The 16865-nt window shown below is 50.9% G+C and carries 13 protein-coding genes, 1 pseudogene and 1 riboswitch; of the genes and pseudogenes, 7 read left to right on the top strand and 7 right to left on the bottom strand.

Translation table 11 applies throughout. From position 1 onward, the window contains the following. Positions 1-155 precede the first annotated feature (155 nt). Both DXB83_RS00780 and DXB83_RS16990 read right to left on the bottom strand, forming a co-directional pair. Positions 156-1163, bottom strand: coding sequence for an ABC transporter substrate-binding protein (locus DXB83_RS00780; RefSeq protein WP_118660219.1), 1008 nt, complete (start codon positions 1161-1163; stop codon positions 156-158). Between the two features lie 108 nt (positions 1164-1271). Continuing rightward, positions 1272-1406: a hypothetical protein gene (locus tag DXB83_RS16990; protein WP_264295184.1), complete on the bottom strand. Its 135-nt coding sequence runs from the start codon at positions 1404-1406 to the stop codon at positions 1272-1274. Between the two features lie 178 nt (positions 1407-1584). Between DXB83_RS16990 and DXB83_RS00775 the strand changes: the two genes are divergently transcribed. Next, a complete protein-coding gene (locus DXB83_RS00775) occupies positions 1585-2541 on the top strand; it encodes a ketopantoate reductase family protein (RefSeq protein ID WP_118660217.1) in 957 nt (318 codons plus the stop codon). A 21-nt stretch (positions 2542-2562) separates the two neighbouring features. Then, the gene (locus DXB83_RS00770) at positions 2563-3540 is read left to right on the top strand and encodes a Gfo/Idh/MocA family protein (protein ID WP_118660215.1); all 978 of its coding nucleotides are present in this window, start codon (positions 2563-2565) and stop codon (positions 3538-3540) included. A gap of 61 nt (positions 3541-3601) precedes the next feature. Here the strand turns inward: DXB83_RS00770 and DXB83_RS00765 are convergent. Then, positions 3602-3757, bottom strand: a pseudogene (locus DXB83_RS00765) (response regulator); the annotation flags it as partial. A 174-nt stretch (positions 3758-3931) separates the two neighbouring features. After that, positions 3932-4043: riboswitch (TPP riboswitch) on the top strand. A 126-nt stretch (positions 4044-4169) separates the two neighbouring features. On the opposite strand from DXB83_RS00765, the gene thiM reads away from it, so the two are divergent. The 4 genes from thiM (at position 4170) to thiC (ending at position 7850) form a co-directional block, all read left to right on the top strand. Next, positions 4170-4991, top strand: coding sequence for a hydroxyethylthiazole kinase (gene thiM / locus DXB83_RS00760; RefSeq protein WP_118697180.1), 822 nt, complete (start codon positions 4170-4172; stop codon positions 4989-4991). Beyond that, positions 4978-5622 (top strand): thiamine phosphate synthase, encoded by a 645-nt coding sequence (thiE, locus tag DXB83_RS00755; RefSeq protein ID WP_055226936.1) that lies wholly within the window; start codon positions 4978-4980, stop codon positions 5620-5622. The genes thiM and thiE overlap by 14 nt, the downstream gene beginning before the upstream one ends. A gap of 115 nt (positions 5623-5737) precedes the next feature. Then, positions 5738-6517, top strand: a complete 780-nt coding sequence (gene thiD, locus DXB83_RS00750; RefSeq protein ID WP_117760596.1) for a bifunctional hydroxymethylpyrimidine kinase/phosphomethylpyrimidine kinase — start codon at positions 5738-5740, stop codon at positions 6515-6517. A 25-nt stretch (positions 6518-6542) separates the two neighbouring features. Then, positions 6543-7850 (top strand): phosphomethylpyrimidine synthase ThiC, encoded by a 1308-nt coding sequence (gene thiC, locus DXB83_RS00745; protein ID WP_117760477.1) that lies wholly within the window; start codon positions 6543-6545, stop codon positions 7848-7850. An 86-nt stretch (positions 7851-7936) separates the two neighbouring features. Here the strand turns inward: thiC and glpK are convergent, their stop codons facing one another. The 4 genes from glpK to DXB83_RS00725 form a co-directional block, all read right to left on the bottom strand. Beyond that, on the bottom strand, positions 7937-9427 hold the full coding sequence (glpK, locus tag DXB83_RS00740; protein WP_117814337.1) for a glycerol kinase GlpK: 1491 nt from the start codon (positions 9425-9427) through the stop codon (positions 7937-7939). A gap of 137 nt (positions 9428-9564) precedes the next feature. Further along, on the bottom strand, positions 9565-11952 hold the full coding sequence (locus tag DXB83_RS00735) for a glycoside hydrolase family 31 protein (RefSeq protein ID WP_118697179.1): 2388 nt from the start codon (positions 11950-11952) through the stop codon (positions 9565-9567). 100 nt (positions 11953-12052) lie between these two features. Beyond that, positions 12053-13723 carry a glycoside hydrolase family 13 protein gene (locus tag DXB83_RS00730; protein ID WP_118660209.1) on the bottom strand — a complete coding sequence of 557 codons (1671 nt, stop codon included), beginning with the start codon at positions 13721-13723 and terminating at the stop codon, positions 12053-12055. Positions 13724-13878: 155 nt separating this feature from the next. Continuing rightward, complete coding sequence (locus tag DXB83_RS00725; RefSeq protein WP_118660207.1) at positions 13879-14895, bottom strand: LacI family DNA-binding transcriptional regulator; 1017 nt, start codon at positions 14893-14895, stop codon at positions 13879-13881. A gap of 379 nt (positions 14896-15274) precedes the next feature. Here DXB83_RS00725 and DXB83_RS00720 point away from each other — a divergent pair, with 379 nt between their 5' ends. Beyond that, positions 15275-16777 carry a hypothetical protein gene (locus DXB83_RS00720; protein WP_147398494.1) on the top strand — a complete coding sequence of 501 codons (1503 nt, stop codon included), beginning with the start codon at positions 15275-15277 and terminating at the stop codon, positions 16775-16777. The last annotated feature ends 88 nt before the right edge of the window (positions 16778-16865 follow it).

Below are 16865 nucleotides of genomic sequence, written 5' to 3'. Positions count from 1 at the left end.
GCAACAAAATTTACTTTTTTGCAATACTTTTTCTCTATTTTTCTGCTTTTCTTTTGCAATTTTCTTTATTTTTTTCGAATTAAATGTCGCTGTTTGTCGACGAATGTCGAAAAGTGTCTTTTTCTGTCTTTTTTCGCTTTTCTATTCCGCCGGAATCAGCCTTTGGCGGCGGCCTCTTCGGCGTATTTTGTTGTCACGAGTGTCTTGTACGGTGTCTTTTTCTCCAGCTCTCCCGCCTGCTCCAGAATCTCCTGCAGAAGATCAAAACTTTCTTCCTCAAAGATCAGATTTTCTTTCCACGTATCCTGCTCATAGTAGCGGTGCACGATCGCGGTGATGGTTTCCAGCTCGGTTTCTGCAAACTGCGGCGCAATCACTTCTGCAATCTCCTCCGGTGTGTGCGTCTGCACGAAGTCCATTCCCTTCTGCAGTGCCTTCGTGAATTTTTCTACGGTTGCGCCGTGCGTTTTCAGATAACTCTGTTTGACGCTGTACGACGTATACGGCACATACCCGGATTCCGTTCCGACCGATGCCACGACATAGCCGTCGCCCTTCTGCTCGAGCAGTGTCGCGGACGGTTCAAATTCAATCGTATAATCCCCCTGCCCGCCGGAGAACGCGGCAGCTGTGGAACCAAAATCGATGCTCTGGTTGATATTTACGTCTTTTTTATCAATCCCTTTCTGCGCCAGAACATACTCAAAGACCATTTCCGGCATACCGCCTTTTCTTCCCCCTAATACCTCTTTGTTTTTCAATTTCTCCCAGGTAAACGAATTGTCTTTCTCTCTTCCCACAACAAAGTTTCCCGCCCGCTGCGTCAGCTGCGCGAAGTTCACAACCGGGTCTGCGGTTCCCTCGAGGTACGCGTAGACGGTTGCCTCCGCCCCCATAAACCCGATATCCGCCTCGCCGGAAATCATCGCCGTCAGCACTTTATCTGCACCAAATCCTGTCATCAGCGTCAGATCAATGCCCTCGTCCGCGAAATACCCCTCCTCAATTGCCACGTACTGCGGGGCGTAAAAAATGGAGTGGGCAACCTCATTTAATGTCACCTGCTCCACTTTTTCTTTTGTCTCATCTTTTGCCCCGCATCCCGCCAGCGTCACTGCCGCCATTGCCAGTACAAGCGCACCTGTCAGCCATTTTCCTTTCATCAACAGATTCTCCTGTTTTTTCATTCTAACCTTAGAATATGATTTCCCGGTAAAAATGCGTGCAAAAAATGAAGGAGAAACGTTCGAATTTCGTTTCTCCTTCGTTTCTTATTTCTTCTCTTGTTTTTCTTTTGCCTTCTGTTCTTCTTTCGTCCGGATTTTGTCTTCGTACATTTTCAGATCGTTCAGATCCAGCATGAAGCAGGCCGTCGGTTTGGAAATGTGGTAATGTGTTTCTGTCATCTCCTTTTGCCGCATCTGCGCGTTTCTTTTATATTTTTCATTCTACAATCTACCTTATCGCTCCGTCAACACATTTAGGCTTCCTTTTCCGAAATTCTCTATTTTGAAAAACAAATTGAGGATCTCCGCAAAATTTGTTATAGTAAGGGTAATTCAAACAGTTACAAAGGAGGCTATTATGATAATAAAATCAGTTGCTGTTCTGGGCGCCGGAGCGGTTGGGTCTTATGTGATCTGGGGGCTTTCGGAGAAAAAGGACATCCGGCTTGGCGTTATCGCGTCCGGGGAACGGGCGAAGCGTCTGAAAAACAAAGGATGCAAAATTAACGATACGATTTATCACCCGGAGGTATGGACACCGGAAGAGGCACACGGCGTGGATTTTCTGATCGTCTCGCTCAAATACGGCGCACTGCCGGGGGCTCTTGACAATATTACTGCCGTTACCGGCGAGAATACTGTGATCATGAGTCTGATGAACGGCGTGGACAGTGAGGAGATCATCGCGGAAAAAGTCGGTGCGGAGCATCTGCTTCATGCTGTTATCAAAGTAGCTTCTCATAAAGAGAATGACGGCTACGTTTTCAACCCTGAGGCGACGCTCGGCATCATTTTCGGCGAAGTTTCGGCGCCGTACGACAGTGAGCGTGTGCAGGCTGTTCTGGATCTGTTCTCCGGCACAGGGCTGCATTACCGGGCAACCGATTGTATTTTAGAGGAAATATGGAGCAAATTCCGGCTGAATGTCTGCAATAACCTGCCGCAGGCTATTCTCGGTGCCGGGGTCGGCTGCTACCGCGACAGTGTACATATGAAGGCGATCAGCGACGGACTCCGCGCAGAACTGATGGCGATTGCGGAGGCAAAGGGAATTGATATCAGCAAGGCGGATGTCTCCTCGGGACGCAGAAGTGCGGTTCCGCCGACGGCGCGCTACTCGACGCTCCAGGATCTCGATGCGGGACGCCATACGGAAATTGATATGTTCTCGGGTGCGCTGATCCGCATGGGAAAAGAGCTTGGAATTCCAACGCCTTACAATGAATTTACGTACCATATGATCAAAGCACTGGAAGAGAAAAACGACGGACGGTTTGACTACAGCGGAAGCGAAGAACCGCTCTGGGCGAAATAGATACGATAGGAGAATCTCACGATGAAAGAAATCAAATGGGCTGTACTCGGATGCGGTGTGATTGCAAATGAAATGGCGGTCGCACTGCAGAAAAACGGAAAGAATATTTACGCGGTCGGCAACCGGACCCATGAGAAGGCGGCTGCTTTTGCGGAGAAATATGGAATTGGAAAAGTTTACGATGATTTCCATGAGATGTTTACCGATCCGGAGGTCGATGTCATTTATATCACGACGCCGCACAACACGCATCTTGGCTTTATGAAAGAGGCGATTGCCAATGGAAAACACATTCTCGTTGAGAAATCGATTACGCTGAACAGCGACGAGCTCGACGAGGCCATAGCGCTTGCAAAAGAAAAAGGTGTCATCATCGGAGAGGCAATGACGATTTACCATATGCCGATCTACAAAAAGCTGAAAAAATTTCTCGACTCCGGCCGTCTCGGCAGAGTCAATCTGATCACGATGAACTTCGGCAGTTTCAAAGAGTACAACATGAAGAACCGCTTCTTCAACCGGAATCTCGCAGGCGGCGCGATGCTTGATATCGGCGTATACGCACTCTCCTTCCTCCGCTGGTTCTTCGACTCCAAGCCGGATCAGCTCCTTTCCCAGGTAAAGCCCGCTCCGACCGGTGTGGACGAGCAGGCCGGCCTCCTTCTCACCAATCAGGAAGGACAGATGGCAAGTGTGATGCTCTCTCTCCACTCCAAACAGCCGAAACGCGGCATGGTTTCCTGTGAGAACGGATTTATCGAGATCATGGAGTACCCGCGTGCCTGGGAAGCAAAAATCACAGACGCTTCCACCGGCGAATCCGAAATCATCAAAGCCGGTGACAACGCCGATGCACTCGCCTATGAGCTCGCCGACATGGAACGCGCCATCAATGGAGATGCATCTGCCATGCACCTCGACTACACGAAGGACGTCATGGATCTGATGACCTCCTTCCGCAGAACCTGGGGCTATACGTACCCGGAGGAAGAAAAATAAAATTCGCACATCAAAAGCCCCTGCCCGGCACACATCAGATACCGGGCAGGGGCACTTCTTTTCACCTGCAATGCTCTGCAATTTTCTTTTTCAGTATTTCCGCATCAATCGGCTTTGCGATATGCACGTTCATGCCGGCCTCTTTTGCGGCCTGCCGGTCTTCAACAAAGGCGTTGGCGGTCATGGCGAAAATCGGAATGGAGGCGGCATCATCACGTCCATGACTTCCACGCATATTTTATACTTCATTTTACGCTGATATTATTTTCTCTGTCAACCCAAATAACATTACATTTCCAATATTTTGCATGTCTTTTTTATTTTTCTGAATTTTTTTAAAATCTTCCGTTTTTCTCTTGCACAATTGTTTTTATGCGTATATAATTGTCTGCAGAAAGCAAAGGGGAGCTCGCGTGCGAAGCGGGCTGAGAGTAGGATGCATCTCCTAGACCCTGAACCTGATTTGGGTAATGCCAACGTAGGGAGATACGATATGCACATTTTCTGCAGATATACCTCCACGTATATCTGCTTTTTTAATCTCTATGAACACATCATCAACAGGTTCTTCCAGTAACACAAGGGAATTTGCTTCTGCAAAAATACTCACACAGGAGGAACAAAAAATTATGTTAGGCACTTGTCTTGACAATGTCAGAAAAACAACCCCTCTCGTACACAACATCACAAATTACGTTACAGTAAACGATGTCGCCAATATTCTGCTGGCATGCGGCGCAAGCCCGATCATGTCCGATGAACCGGAGGATGTCGAGGATATCACCTCCATCTGCGGCGGTCTGAACATCAACATTGGAACGCTGCACAGAACGAGCATCGACGGCATGTACCGTGCCGGTGCAAAAGCAGCTTCGCTCGGCCACAAAATCCTGCTCGATCCAGTCGGCGCAGGCGCAAGCCACTTACGTACTTCGACCGCAGTCGGACTGATGAAAAAAATCCCGTTCACCGTCATCCGCGGAAATATTTCCGAAATCAAAACACTGGCACTTGGAAGCGGAACGACAAAGGGTGTTGACGCAGACGTTGCCGATAAAGTAACAGACGAAAACCTCGACAGCGCCGTTGCTTTTGCAAAAAACTTTGCGAAAGACCACAACTGTGTTGTCGCCATCACAGGAGCGATCGACCTCGTTGCCGATGCTGACACCTGCTACGTGATCCGCAACGGACGCGCCGAGATGGGAAGCATCACCGGAACAGGCTGCCAGCTCTCCGGCATGATGACCGCTTACCTCGTTGCCAACCCGGACGAGCCGTTAAAAGCCGCTGCTGCCGCTGTCTGCGCGATGGGACTTGCCGGCGAGATCGGCTGGAGCCATATGAAACCGGAAGACGGCAACTCCACCTACCGGAACCGCATCATCGACGCCATCTACCACATGGACGGCGAGACGCTGGAGAAAGGTGCAAAGTATGAAGTGCGATAAAAAAGGCCTGCTTTTATATGCTGTGACAGACCGCAGCTGGCTGAACGGCGAGACACTGTACAGCCAGGTGGAAAAGGCTCTGCAGGGCGGCGCAACGTTTATCCAGCTCCGCGAAAAAAATCTTGACCAGGATCACTTTATGGAAGAGGCACTGGAACTGAAAAAACTCTGTGCCGCATACCATGTTCCTTTCGTCATCAACGATAACGTGGAAATCGCAGCTAAGATGGATGCGGACGGCGTTCATGTCGGCCAGAGCGATATGGAGGCCGGCGATGTCCGTGCTAAGCTTGGCCCGGACAAGATCATCGGCGTTTCGGCGCAGACCGTGGAACAGGCCATTCTCGCCGAGCAGCGCGGGGCAGATTACCTCGGCGTCGGCGCGGTCTTCCACACCGGTTCCAAGGCGGATGCGGAGGATGTCAGCCACGAAACGCTGACTGCTATCTGCAATGCCGTTAAAATCCCTGTCATCGCCATCGGCGGCATCACACGCGATAACGTGACGGAGCTTTCCGGCAGCGGCATCTGCGGCATCGCCGTCATCAGTGCCATTTTTGCACAGAAAGACATTGTTTCCGCAACGAAGGATCTGAAAGAACAGACTCTGCGCATGCTGGAAAACAAATAATTTTACGTAACCATTCATCCTCACACCAGGCGGCAGACTGGGGGCACCACTTTCTTTGTCGCCTGTCCAAAAAGAAAAGTAATGCAAAGGAGTAATTCTCATGGACGCGAAAAACATGAAAACAGCATTAACAATCGCGGGAAGTGATTCCAGCGGAGGCGCCGGCATTCAGGCAGACATCAAAACCATGATCACAAACGGAGTTTACGCCATGTCGGCAATTACCGCACTCACCGCCCAGAACACCACCGGCGTTTCCGGTATTTTCGATGTAACACCGGAGTTTCTGGCCGCACAGCTTGACGCCGTCTTTACGGACATCTTCCCGGACGCCGTCAAAATCGGTATGGTATCCTCCCCGGCACTGATCGAAGTCATCTCCGAACGGCTTCGCTTCTACCAGGCCAAACACATCGTTGTGGACCCGGTCCTCGTCGCTACAAGCGGCTCCGCGCTCGCTTCGGGCGGCGTGCCTGACCTGATGAAAAAACTGCTCTTTCCTCTGGCCGAAGTCATCACACCGAATATCCCAGAGGGAGAAGTTCTCTCCGGCATCAAAATCCAGTCGGAAAGCGATATGGAACGCGCCGCAAAAGAGATCGGGGATTCCTGCGGCTGTGCCGTTCTGTTAAAGGGCGGCCACAGTATCAATGATGCCAACGATCTTTTATATCACGACGGCACATTTACCTGGTTCACCGGAAAACGCATCGACAATCCGAACACACACGGCACCGGCTGTACACTCTCCAGCGCCATCGCATCGGGGCTCGCAAAGGGGCTTTCCCTTCCGGATGCCATTTCCGCCGCAAAAGAGTATATTTCGGGCGCACTCGCGAGCATGATGGATCTCGGCCACGGCTCGGGACCGCTGAACCACGCTTACCGGATCTGATTTTGAAAATAAAGGAGAACAACAGATGGAACGCAATTACGCAACACAGATGGACGCCGCACGCCGCGGCATTGTAACACCGGAGCTGAAAAAAGTCGCAGAAAAAGAGTATATGGCCGTGAAAGACCTGATGCCGCTCGTTGCCAGCGGAAAGGTTGCCATTCCGGCCAATAAGCTGCACACCTGCATCGACCCGGAGGGCATCGGCTCGATGCTGCGCACGAAAATCAATGTAAATCTCGGTGTTTCGAAAGACTGTAAAGATTACGATGTGGAGATGCAGAAGGTACTCTCCGCGGTCAATATGGGCGCAGAAGCCATCATGGACCTGTCGAGCCACGGCAATACGCAGCCGTTCCGGCGGAAACTGACCTCCGAATGTCCGGCCATGATCGGCACCGTGCCGGTATATGACAGTGTGATCCATTACCAGAGAGACCTGGATACGCTGACCGCCAAAGATTTTATTGACGTCATCCGCCTCCATGCCGAGGACGGTGTCGATTTCGTCACCCTGCACTGCGGCATCACCAGAAAAACCATCGATCAGATCCGCAAACACAAACGGAAAATGAATATCGTTTCCCGCGGCGGCTCCCTCGTGTTCGCCTGGATGTGCATGACCGGCGAGGAGAATCCGTTCTACGAGTATTACGATGAGATTCTCGATATCTGCCGTGAATACGATGTGACCATTTCTCTCGGCGACGCCTGCCGTCCTGGCTGCCTTGCCGACGCAACGGATGTCTGCCAAATTGAGGAGCTGGTGCGCCTCGGCGAACTCACCAAACGTGCCTGGGAAAAAGACGTTCAGGTTATGGTTGAGGGACCGGGCCACGTTCCGATGGATCAGATTGCGGCCAACATGAAAGTACAGCAGACCATCTGCATGGGCGCTCCGTTCTATGTCCTCGGACCTCTTGTGACCGATATTGCACCGGGCTATGACCACATCACTGCTGCCATCGGAGGCGCAATTGCCGCTATGAACGGCGCTGCTTTCCTGTGCTACGTAACGCCGGCAGAGCATCTGGCTCTTCCGAACCTGGATGACGTAAAGCAGGGCATCATCGCAAGCAAAATCGCCGCACACGCTGCCGACATTGCCAAAGGCGTGCCGCATGCGCGTGATATTGACGACAAGATGGGAGACGCCCGCCGCGTGCTCGACTGGGAAGCACAGTGGGACTGTGCACTGGACCCGGAGACCGCAAAAGCCATCCGCGCCGACCGCTCGCCGGAACAGGAAGATACCTGCTCGATGTGCGGTAAATTCTGTGCCGTGCGAAGCATGAACAAAGCTTTAAACGGCGAACATATCGACATTCTTTAACGTCAGTAGACAAGAAGTCACAGTACGCGAAAAGGAACGGTTTTCATTACGAAACCGTTCCTTTTCTGCATTTCCAAAATCTTTTTCTATTTTGCCCATCCTTCGGCGTAACGGACTGCTTTGTGCCATCCGTTCATCTTCTCATCGCGCTCCTCTTTCGAGAGCTCCGGCTCAAACGTACGGTCAATGGCTCCGTTCTGTTTTACCGTCTCCTGATCCGGCCAGTATCCGACGGCGAGTCCCGCAAGATAAGCTGCTCCCATCGCGGTCGTCTCGATGCAGCACGGCCGCTCCACCGGCGCCTGGCTGATGTCCGCCTGGCACTGCATCAGGAAATTGTTGGCGCTTGCTCCGCCGTCCACACGCAGTGCGGAGAGCTTCATGCCGGAATCTGCCTCCATCGCTTTTAAGACATCATCCACCTGATACGTGATCGACTCCAGTGTTGCGCGGATCACATGGTATTTGTTGACGCCGCGGGTCAGGCCGAGAATGGTTCCTCTCGCATACTGATCCCAGTACGGTGCGCCAAGGCCGGTAAACGCCGGCACGACGTAGCAGCCGTTCGTGTCGTTCACCTTCTGCGCCATGTACTCGGAATCCGCCGAGGACTCGATCAGCTTCATCTCATCGCGCAGCCACTGGATTGCGGCTCCGCCGACGAAAATGGATCCCTCGAGCGCATACGTAATCTTGTCCCCGATGCCCCATGCAATCGTGGTAACAAGACCATGTGTCGAAGAAACCGGCTTTTCTCCCGTGTTCATCAGCAGGAAGCAGCCTGTTCCGTATGTATTTTTCGCTTCGCCCGGCGCATAGCAGGTCTGGCCGAACAGCGCCGCCTGCTGGTCTCCCGCTGCTCCCGCAATCGGAATCGGGCCGCCGAAATATGTGGATGCCGTCTCCCCGTAGACACAGCTCGACGGGCGGACTTCCGGCAGCATACAGAGCGGAATGTTCAGCTCTTTTAAGATATCCTCATCCCATTTCAGGGTATGGATATTGAACAGCATTGTACGGGACGCGTTGGTGTAATCGGTGACATGTATCTTTCCCTTTGTCATCTTCCAGATCAGCCACGTCTCCACTGTTCCAAAATAGAGATCGCCTCGCTCCGCCCGCTCGCGCACGCCCGGAACTTCATCTAGAATCCATTTCAGCTTCGTGGCTGAAAAATACGCATCGATCACAAGACCTGTTTTCTCCCGGAAACGGTCAACCAGTCCGCGCTCCATCAAGGAATCGCAGTATTCCGATGTTCTGCGGCACTGCCATACAATTGCATTGTAGACCGGCTCTCCCGTCTTTTTGTCCCAGACGATCGTCGTCTCTCTCTGGTTTGTGATGCCGATTGCCGCGATATCCTCGTAGGACGCACCCGCTTTCTGCATTGCCTCCACGGCTACACCGAGCATCGTGGACCAGATTTCATTGGCATCGTGCTCCACCCAGCCCGGTTTCGGGAAACGCTGGGTAAACTCCTTCTGCGCAAGGCTTACGATCTGTCCTTTCTGATCAAACAGAATACAGCGGTTGCTCGTTGTGCCGGCATCAAGTGCCATGATGTATTTTCCCACGTTTAAAAATCCTCCTGTCTTACATTTCAAGAAGAGAGCCTGACAGAATCCACTGCCACGCTCTCTTCCTTTTCTTTGTATGTATCGTATCACAGAATTCTTTTTCTGTAAATCAAATCGTGTTTTTCTGCAGCAATTTATGCCGTAATGATCTCCAGCAGCGCACCGCGCAGATCATTTGAAAGTTCCATGCTCTGCAGCTCTGCAGCCAGAATTGCTACCTTTCCGTCTGCTTTGTGAAGAAGATTTGCGATCTGCTCTTTGGTGATGTAGCTGATTTCGGCGTGCAGCAACAGATCCATCGCACGTGTCATGACATCGTTCTTTGCAATCTCCGTATCTTCCGGCAGACAGATTGTCACGGTATCCTGCGGTTTTACATCTGTTACCGCGATCGTAAGAAGTCCGTCTTTCTCTTTGACTTCTGCATCCGCTTCCACGCCGTTTACAAAGACCTTCGCTTCTTTTGCCGTACTTCCGCCGAATTCTACGCAGTACATTCTGCTTTCCGGAACAAGCCTCTGATTGCCCTCAACCGGTGCAATCGTAAATTTCCGCGCACCCCAGTCGAGCGTCATCGATGTTTTTGCACAGTCATCCTTCTCATATGCCATGGTAGTATTGTCATCCTCGTACAGGGCAAATGTATTGTCCGCGCCCGCGTAAACGCGTACCGTCAGCTCATCCGGGTTGGATTCTACATCCAGCGCACTGATCTTCTCTGTCATCGGGATAATCGCACCTGCTTTCGCAAGAACCGGGATCTCCTCGAGCGTACGGTACAGATCCATACTTCTGCCACCCTCGTAAATCATTCCGTTGAAGAAATCAAACCACGTACCTTCCGGCAGCCACACCTTTGTTTTTGCACGCTTCAGCTCCGGAATGCATTTCGTTGTCACCGGTGTTACCATCAGCTCGCTTCCGAAGAAGTACTGATTCGGTGCCTGATTTTTGCCCCAGAAAACCGTCTCCGGGTAATCATAATACATCGGAACAACGATCGGTGTGTCCTCTTTCCATGCACGGTAGTTCATCGTATACAGATACGGCACCAGTTTATGACGCAGACGGAGGAAATCATCCATCGTGCTGCGCACTTCCATACTGAAGTTCCAAGGCTCTTTTCCACTGAAGGCACTGTTAGAGCTGTGCAGACGATTGATCGGAGAAAATACTCCGTACTGATACCATCTTGCTTCAAGCTCATCGTCACGGTAGCCAAGCATATGGCCGCCGATATCATGACTCCACCATCCATAGCCGATGTTGGAGGCTGTGCTGGTAAAGTATGGCTGGAAATCCAGTGATTCCCAGGTGATGTGAGTGTCTCCGGAAAATCCGACCGGATAGCGGTGGGAGCCGGGTCCTGCGTAGCGGGAGAAGGTCATCGGACGTTTTCCGTCTCTTCCACTATCAAGGAAATGATAGTGATTCAACATCCACAGCGGATCAAGACCCTCGATCTTGGTACTTTGTCCCTGCTGCCAGTCAATCCACCAGAAATCGACGCCCTCTTTTTCCATCGGATGATGGACTTTGTCGAAATATACATCAACAAATTTCGGATCCGCAATGTCAAAATTGACCGGCTCTTCTTTTTTTGCATCCACTCCCATAGCTTCTGCTACTTCCGGATAGCAGTCCTCATACGCACGAATTCCGTCTGCAGGATGGACGTTCAGTGTTGTCTTCATGCCACGTGCATGGAGTTTTCCAAGAAAACGCTCCGGATCCGGGAAGAGTTTTTTATTCCAGCTATAGCCGGTCCAGCCGCTGCCGTATTTCGGATCCACATCGTCTACACGGTGCCAGTCCATATCGATAACAGCAACCGAGAAGGGAACGTTCTCTTTGTCAAAGTCTTCCATCAGTTTCATATAGGATGTTTCACTGTAACGCCAGTAACGGCTCCACCAGTTTCCAAGCGCAAACCTCGGAAGCATCGGTGTCTTGCCACAAAGGTGGTAGAAATCCTTTAATGCCAAACGGAAATTCCAGCCATAGCCGAAGAAGTACAGATCCTGCACTCCTTTCTTTCTCGGGGTCACCCAACCGTCCTCTGTCATCAGAAGCGACTTCGAATCATCCAGAACAGCGGAACCAAACCAGGACATGATACCAGGTTCCAGTTCGCATGCTCCGTTGACCTGATCAAGCGTACGGGCCGTTCCTCCAAGATCCTGTGTCGGATCTCCGTAATGCCATGCCGGTACAGAACTGATGCCGACTGCCGTTGTTTTGCAGGAAAGTCCGTTTGCAGAGAATGCCTTTTTGTTGTAATTCAGCTGCAGATACTTTGTACGCAGCTCCAGCTCATCGCCTGTGTCTTTGACGGAAAATTCCACTGCTGGAAAATCACGGTTTACAACCGTCTGGGATGCCGCATCGATAAATTCACCGTCCTCACTGTATTCCAGCCGAAGAAGATGCTCCGTCAGCACCGTGATACGATATTTATCGCCCTTTACTACATTCTTCGGATCTGCAAGCGGATGTGTCTCCATTTTCAGATATGATTTCATGTTTTATTTTCCCCTTTCTTACTCTTACCGGTTTTTGCCGTATTTTGAGAACGGGAACCTGTGGCAAAAATCCGTTCTGCCACAGGTTCCTCTGCATTTTTTATTTGGTTTCCAGAACAACTGCCTCATACGCACGCAGTTTTCGTGTCCCTGCTGCCGCGCCGTCCTGCGGATAGTTGCTGATCAGTACCTCTGCTCCTGCAAAGGTTTCCGGAACCGTGTACTCCTGCTCCTCTTTTGTAAAATTGCACATCACGAGGAGTTTCTGATCGCCTAAGGTTCTGGTATATACATACAGTGCCTCGTCTTCCGGATCGAGCAGCTCGTACGTTCCGTAAACCATGATATCCTTCTCTTTCCGGAGATGAATCAGTTTCTTGTAATAATTGTATACAGAATCCGGATCCGCCATCTCATTTTTTGCATTGACGGTCTCGTAATCCGGTCCGACTTTGATCCACGGGGTTCCTGTGGTAAATCCTGCCGAAGCGGTATCATCCCACTGCATCGGAGTTCTTGCATTGTCTCTTCCGCGCAGGTTCAGGTAGCGCATCATATCGTCCGGCGCTACTTTTCCGGCTCCGGTCAGCTCGTGAAACGCGTTGATGCTCTCAATATCGCGGAATTCGGACAGATCGTGGAACGGAACGTTCTTCATGCCGAGCTCATCGCCCTGGTATACGTACGGGGTACCCTGCATCATATGAAGGCAGGTTGCAAGCATTTTGGCACTGACTACGCGATATTCCGGTGAATCATCGCCGAAACGGGACAGGCAGCGCGGCTGGTCGTGGTTTCCAAGGAAGAGGCTGTTCCATGCCTTGCCCTCAAGCTCCGTCTGCCATGCTGTCATGACGCGTTTGAAATCTTTGAGCGGTACGCGTTTGTCCGTCCATTTGCCGTATTTTCCGCTTGCCAGCTCAACCAGCTCGAACTGGAATACCATGCTGAGCTCTTTGCCGTCTGCGGATGCATATTTTTCTGCCTCCTCGATCGTGACACCGGCACACTCACCGACCGTCATCAGATCATATTTGGAAAGGACTTCCTTGTTCATCTCCTGCAGATACTCATGAACATGCGGTCCGTTTACGCAGCCGGAGTCACCGTAGAGTCCGCCTTCCGGAATCTTTCCATCCGGCAGTCCTTCCGGTTTGGAGATCATGCTGATGACATCCATACGGAAGCCGTCGATGCCTTTCTCGCACCACCAGTTCATCATATCGAAAACTTCTTTTCTTACGGTCGGGTTTTCCCAGTTCAGGTCAGGCTGCTTCGTGGAAAACAGATGCAGGTAATACATCTCGGTCTGCGGATCGTATTTCCATGCGGAGCCGGAGAAGCAGCTTCCCCAGTTGTTTGGCTCTTTTCCCTCTTTTGCATCACGCCAGATGTAATAGTCGCGGTACGGGTTTTCTTTCGATTTGCGGCTCTCCACGAACCATTTGTGTTCGTCTGAGGTATGATTGACAACAAGGTCCATGACCAGCTTGATGCCTCTTTTATGCATCTCCGAAAGCATGCGGTCAAAATCCTCCATTGTTCCGAATTCCTGCATGATTGCCTGGTAATCGCTGATATCATATCCATTGTCATCGTTTGGTGACTGGTACACCGGAGACAGCCAGATAACATCCACGCCAAGATCCTTCAGATAATCCAGACGGGATGTGATACCATTTAAATCGCCGATACCGTCTCCGTTGCTATCCATGAAGCTGCGCGGATAAATCTGATACACTACGGCTTCTTTCCACCATTTTTTGTCCATTTTTTTTACCTCCTTTATTTCATCCCCAGAACGTGTCTGGTTCTTTGATTCTGTCGTTTGCAAGCACAGTTTACCATACCTCACGGTGATTTTTCAATAGTTTTGCGCAAAACCAGCAGTTTCTACAAGAGTTTTTCTGCAAATTTGGTAACTATTTACTTCATCAGATCTCTTACCGACTCCCTCTCCACCAGCGTTGTCGGCAATGGCGGAATATCTTTTTGTACCGGCTCATCCTGGATCAGGTGCATCAGGACCTCTACGGCACGGCGTGCTTTTCCATCCACCATCTGATGCACGGTAGTCAGCTTCGGCCGCGCAAGTGTCGCATAAGTAACATCATCAAAACCCGCAATTGAAATTTCCTCCGGAACCTTTATTCCCCTGTTCTGCAGAAAGTTGGATGCTTCAAGTGCATAGTAATCCGATGAAAAAAAGAGCGCGGTCTGTTTTTTGAAGAACGGAAGCATCTCCTCATATGCCTTCTCCCTCTGCTCTGGATTCCACGGGATCACAATATGGCGACTTTCAAAGTCCTCAATTCCCGCCTCCTCCATTGCCTGACGCACACCGAGCCACCGATAGTGGTCAACACCGAGATCGCAGTCGGATAAAAAGAGAAATTTTTTATGTCCCTTTCCAATCAGGTACTGACTCATCTGGTACGCACCGCCGCAGTCATCCATCGTAATGGAGCGGACTCCAAGTTCCGGCGGGAGATACTGATCAATGGTTACCAGCGGTTTTCCGAGACGTTCCGAGAGTTCTGCAATCTCCTTTTCCTTCAGAGCCATTGCAATCATGCCATCAAAATTCCAGCCGAGCGCCTGCTGCATAAGATCGTCCTGCTCATGGCGCGCAACCAGCATCATATAATAGCCGTGTTCCCGGATCTGATATTCCAGGTTTCCAAGCATTGCCGACACAAAGGGATCCTCAAAGGACGATGCATTTCCTTTCTTCATGAAACCAAGCGCCACACCAATAAGACCGGAGCTGTTGTTCGCCAGCATGCGCGCGCTGATACTCGGCACGTACTCCATCTCCTTTAAAATCCGGTTGATTTTCTCGACCGTCGCCTTTGAGACGCGCCCTGTCTTTCCGTGTATTACATTCGAAACCGTCGTCGGGCTGACTCCTGCGCGGTCTGCAATATCTTTGATTCTAATCATCGGTTCTCTGCCTTTCCTTTTTCTTCACAATTTTCTGAATTCTGTTATGTTTATTTTACCAAGACGGCAAAATGTTTACAACTACTTTGCATCGGCAAACACTACAAAATTATTACATTTTCTTAAACGATATGTAAGAAAATCTCCATCCCTCCTTCATTTACTTTCCGCCGGTTCCGTGGTAAGATAGGATGACAGAAAAAGTTCACCTTTTTTCTGTAAGAAAGGACCTACACATCATATGCGGCTTGCATTTACAAATTTTTCGATAAAATCTCCCACTGGCAAGAAATCCGGCCGGTTTTTTCTTGCCCTTTTTCTGGGTATTTTTCTCTTCCTCGCTCATCCCATACTCTGTCAGGCTGGTTTTGCCTCCAGTATGCCGTTTACCGGTGCCTCCTGGGAACTGGTCGGGGAATATCCGATTCTCGGCAGCAACGGCGCGGTGCAGTCCGTCTGTGCGACGGAAGATTATATCATCTGCATCGAAAATTTTAATGATCTGACGACAGAGCCGGACGTAGTCTCTGCCTACTATAAAAATGATACAGACGCAGACGGAAATCCCGTTACGCAGTATTCCCTCGCGCATCAGGTAAGGGACGCAGACTTTGCTCACGCAAACGGTATGGCATACAATCCCGTCACACATGAAATCCTCGTGAGCGGCTACAGCAGCCCGGATGCTTCCAATTACGGATGTATCTTCCGCCTCGACCCGGATACTCTCGAGCAGAAAGAGCGGATCCAGCTCTCGACAAGCTACAATATTCTCGGTATTGATTATCTTCCCTCCACCGGCGGCTATCTGATCCAGACCGATGCGGACGGCGGCTACGGCTTTAAACTCCTCGATGCCTCACTTCAGGTGATGGATGACTGGGGCACGTATCCCTTCGATTTTTACATGGAAAACTTTCAGGATCTCTGTGTTTCCGGCGATCTCTTTTTTCTTTTTCCGCTGACGATGCATCTCGGAATCGGAAATTTTATCCAGACATACTCGCTCTCGCAGAAAACACTGCTTGCGGACGACACGGTTGATTTTGGCTTTTCCGACGATATCACCATCAATGAACCAGAGGGCCTCTGTGAGACAAATCCTGGGGAATTTATTGCGATTGTAAACGTAACAAAGGCAGATGGTGGACGGTACGTGCAGTTCTACCGCACCCGGGTGCCGTATCTGTTCACGGTTTCCACTTCCGTGGCGGAGCATGGCTCGGTGTCCGAGGGCGGGGAAGTTTCCCGCGGAGAGGAAAAAACCGTTTCCTACACGGCAGACGAAGGCTTCCGGCTCGCGAAGCTCTCGGTGGACGGCTTGTATCTGCCGGTGACAGAATATCCGGACAGCTATACATTTTCCGATATCCAGAAGGATCATACCCTTGCCGTAACGTTTGAACCGGTTCCGACGGCGACACCGACGCCGACTGCCACTGCGACGCCGACCGAAACACCGGCCATAACCCAGACACCGGAACCGGCCATTTCCAAAGCACCGGCATCATCCACGGTTTCCTTCTCATCTGTGGCTTCCCATTTCGCAGCGTTCTGGAAAGGCACTGTGCATGCCGCTTCCTGGTTCCGCCATCTTGCCTCGGCCGGTGCATCCCTTTTTGCCCGTATCCGGAAGGCAGATCCTGTTTTTCTGGCGATGCCGTTTGTCCTTCTCGTTCTGATTCTGCTCTTTGTCCTCCGCCTGCGGTATGTCCGCCGCATCCGGCGGGAGCGGTCGCGGAAAGCGCTGGAACACAGAAGAAGAACGTACGAAGAACTGGTCAGAGAATTTACGGAAGATCCGAAGGACGAAGAGGTTTCCATCGATGAGCTGCTGCTTACAATTGACGAACTGCAGAAGGAAGAACAGAAAAACACTTAAATGAAACGTATTCACCAGATCAGGAATTGATCTTCTCGGCACAAAAAAAGTATCCCGTTCCTTTTGGGGAAGCGGGATACTTTTTTAT

Origin of the sequence: Blautia sp. OM06-15AC (assembly GCF_003481425.1) — a bacterium.
Taxonomy (GTDB): Bacteria; Bacillota; Clostridia; order Lachnospirales; family Lachnospiraceae; genus Fusicatenibacter; species Fusicatenibacter saccharivorans.
This window is presented reverse-complemented; position numbering and strand designations above follow the sequence as displayed.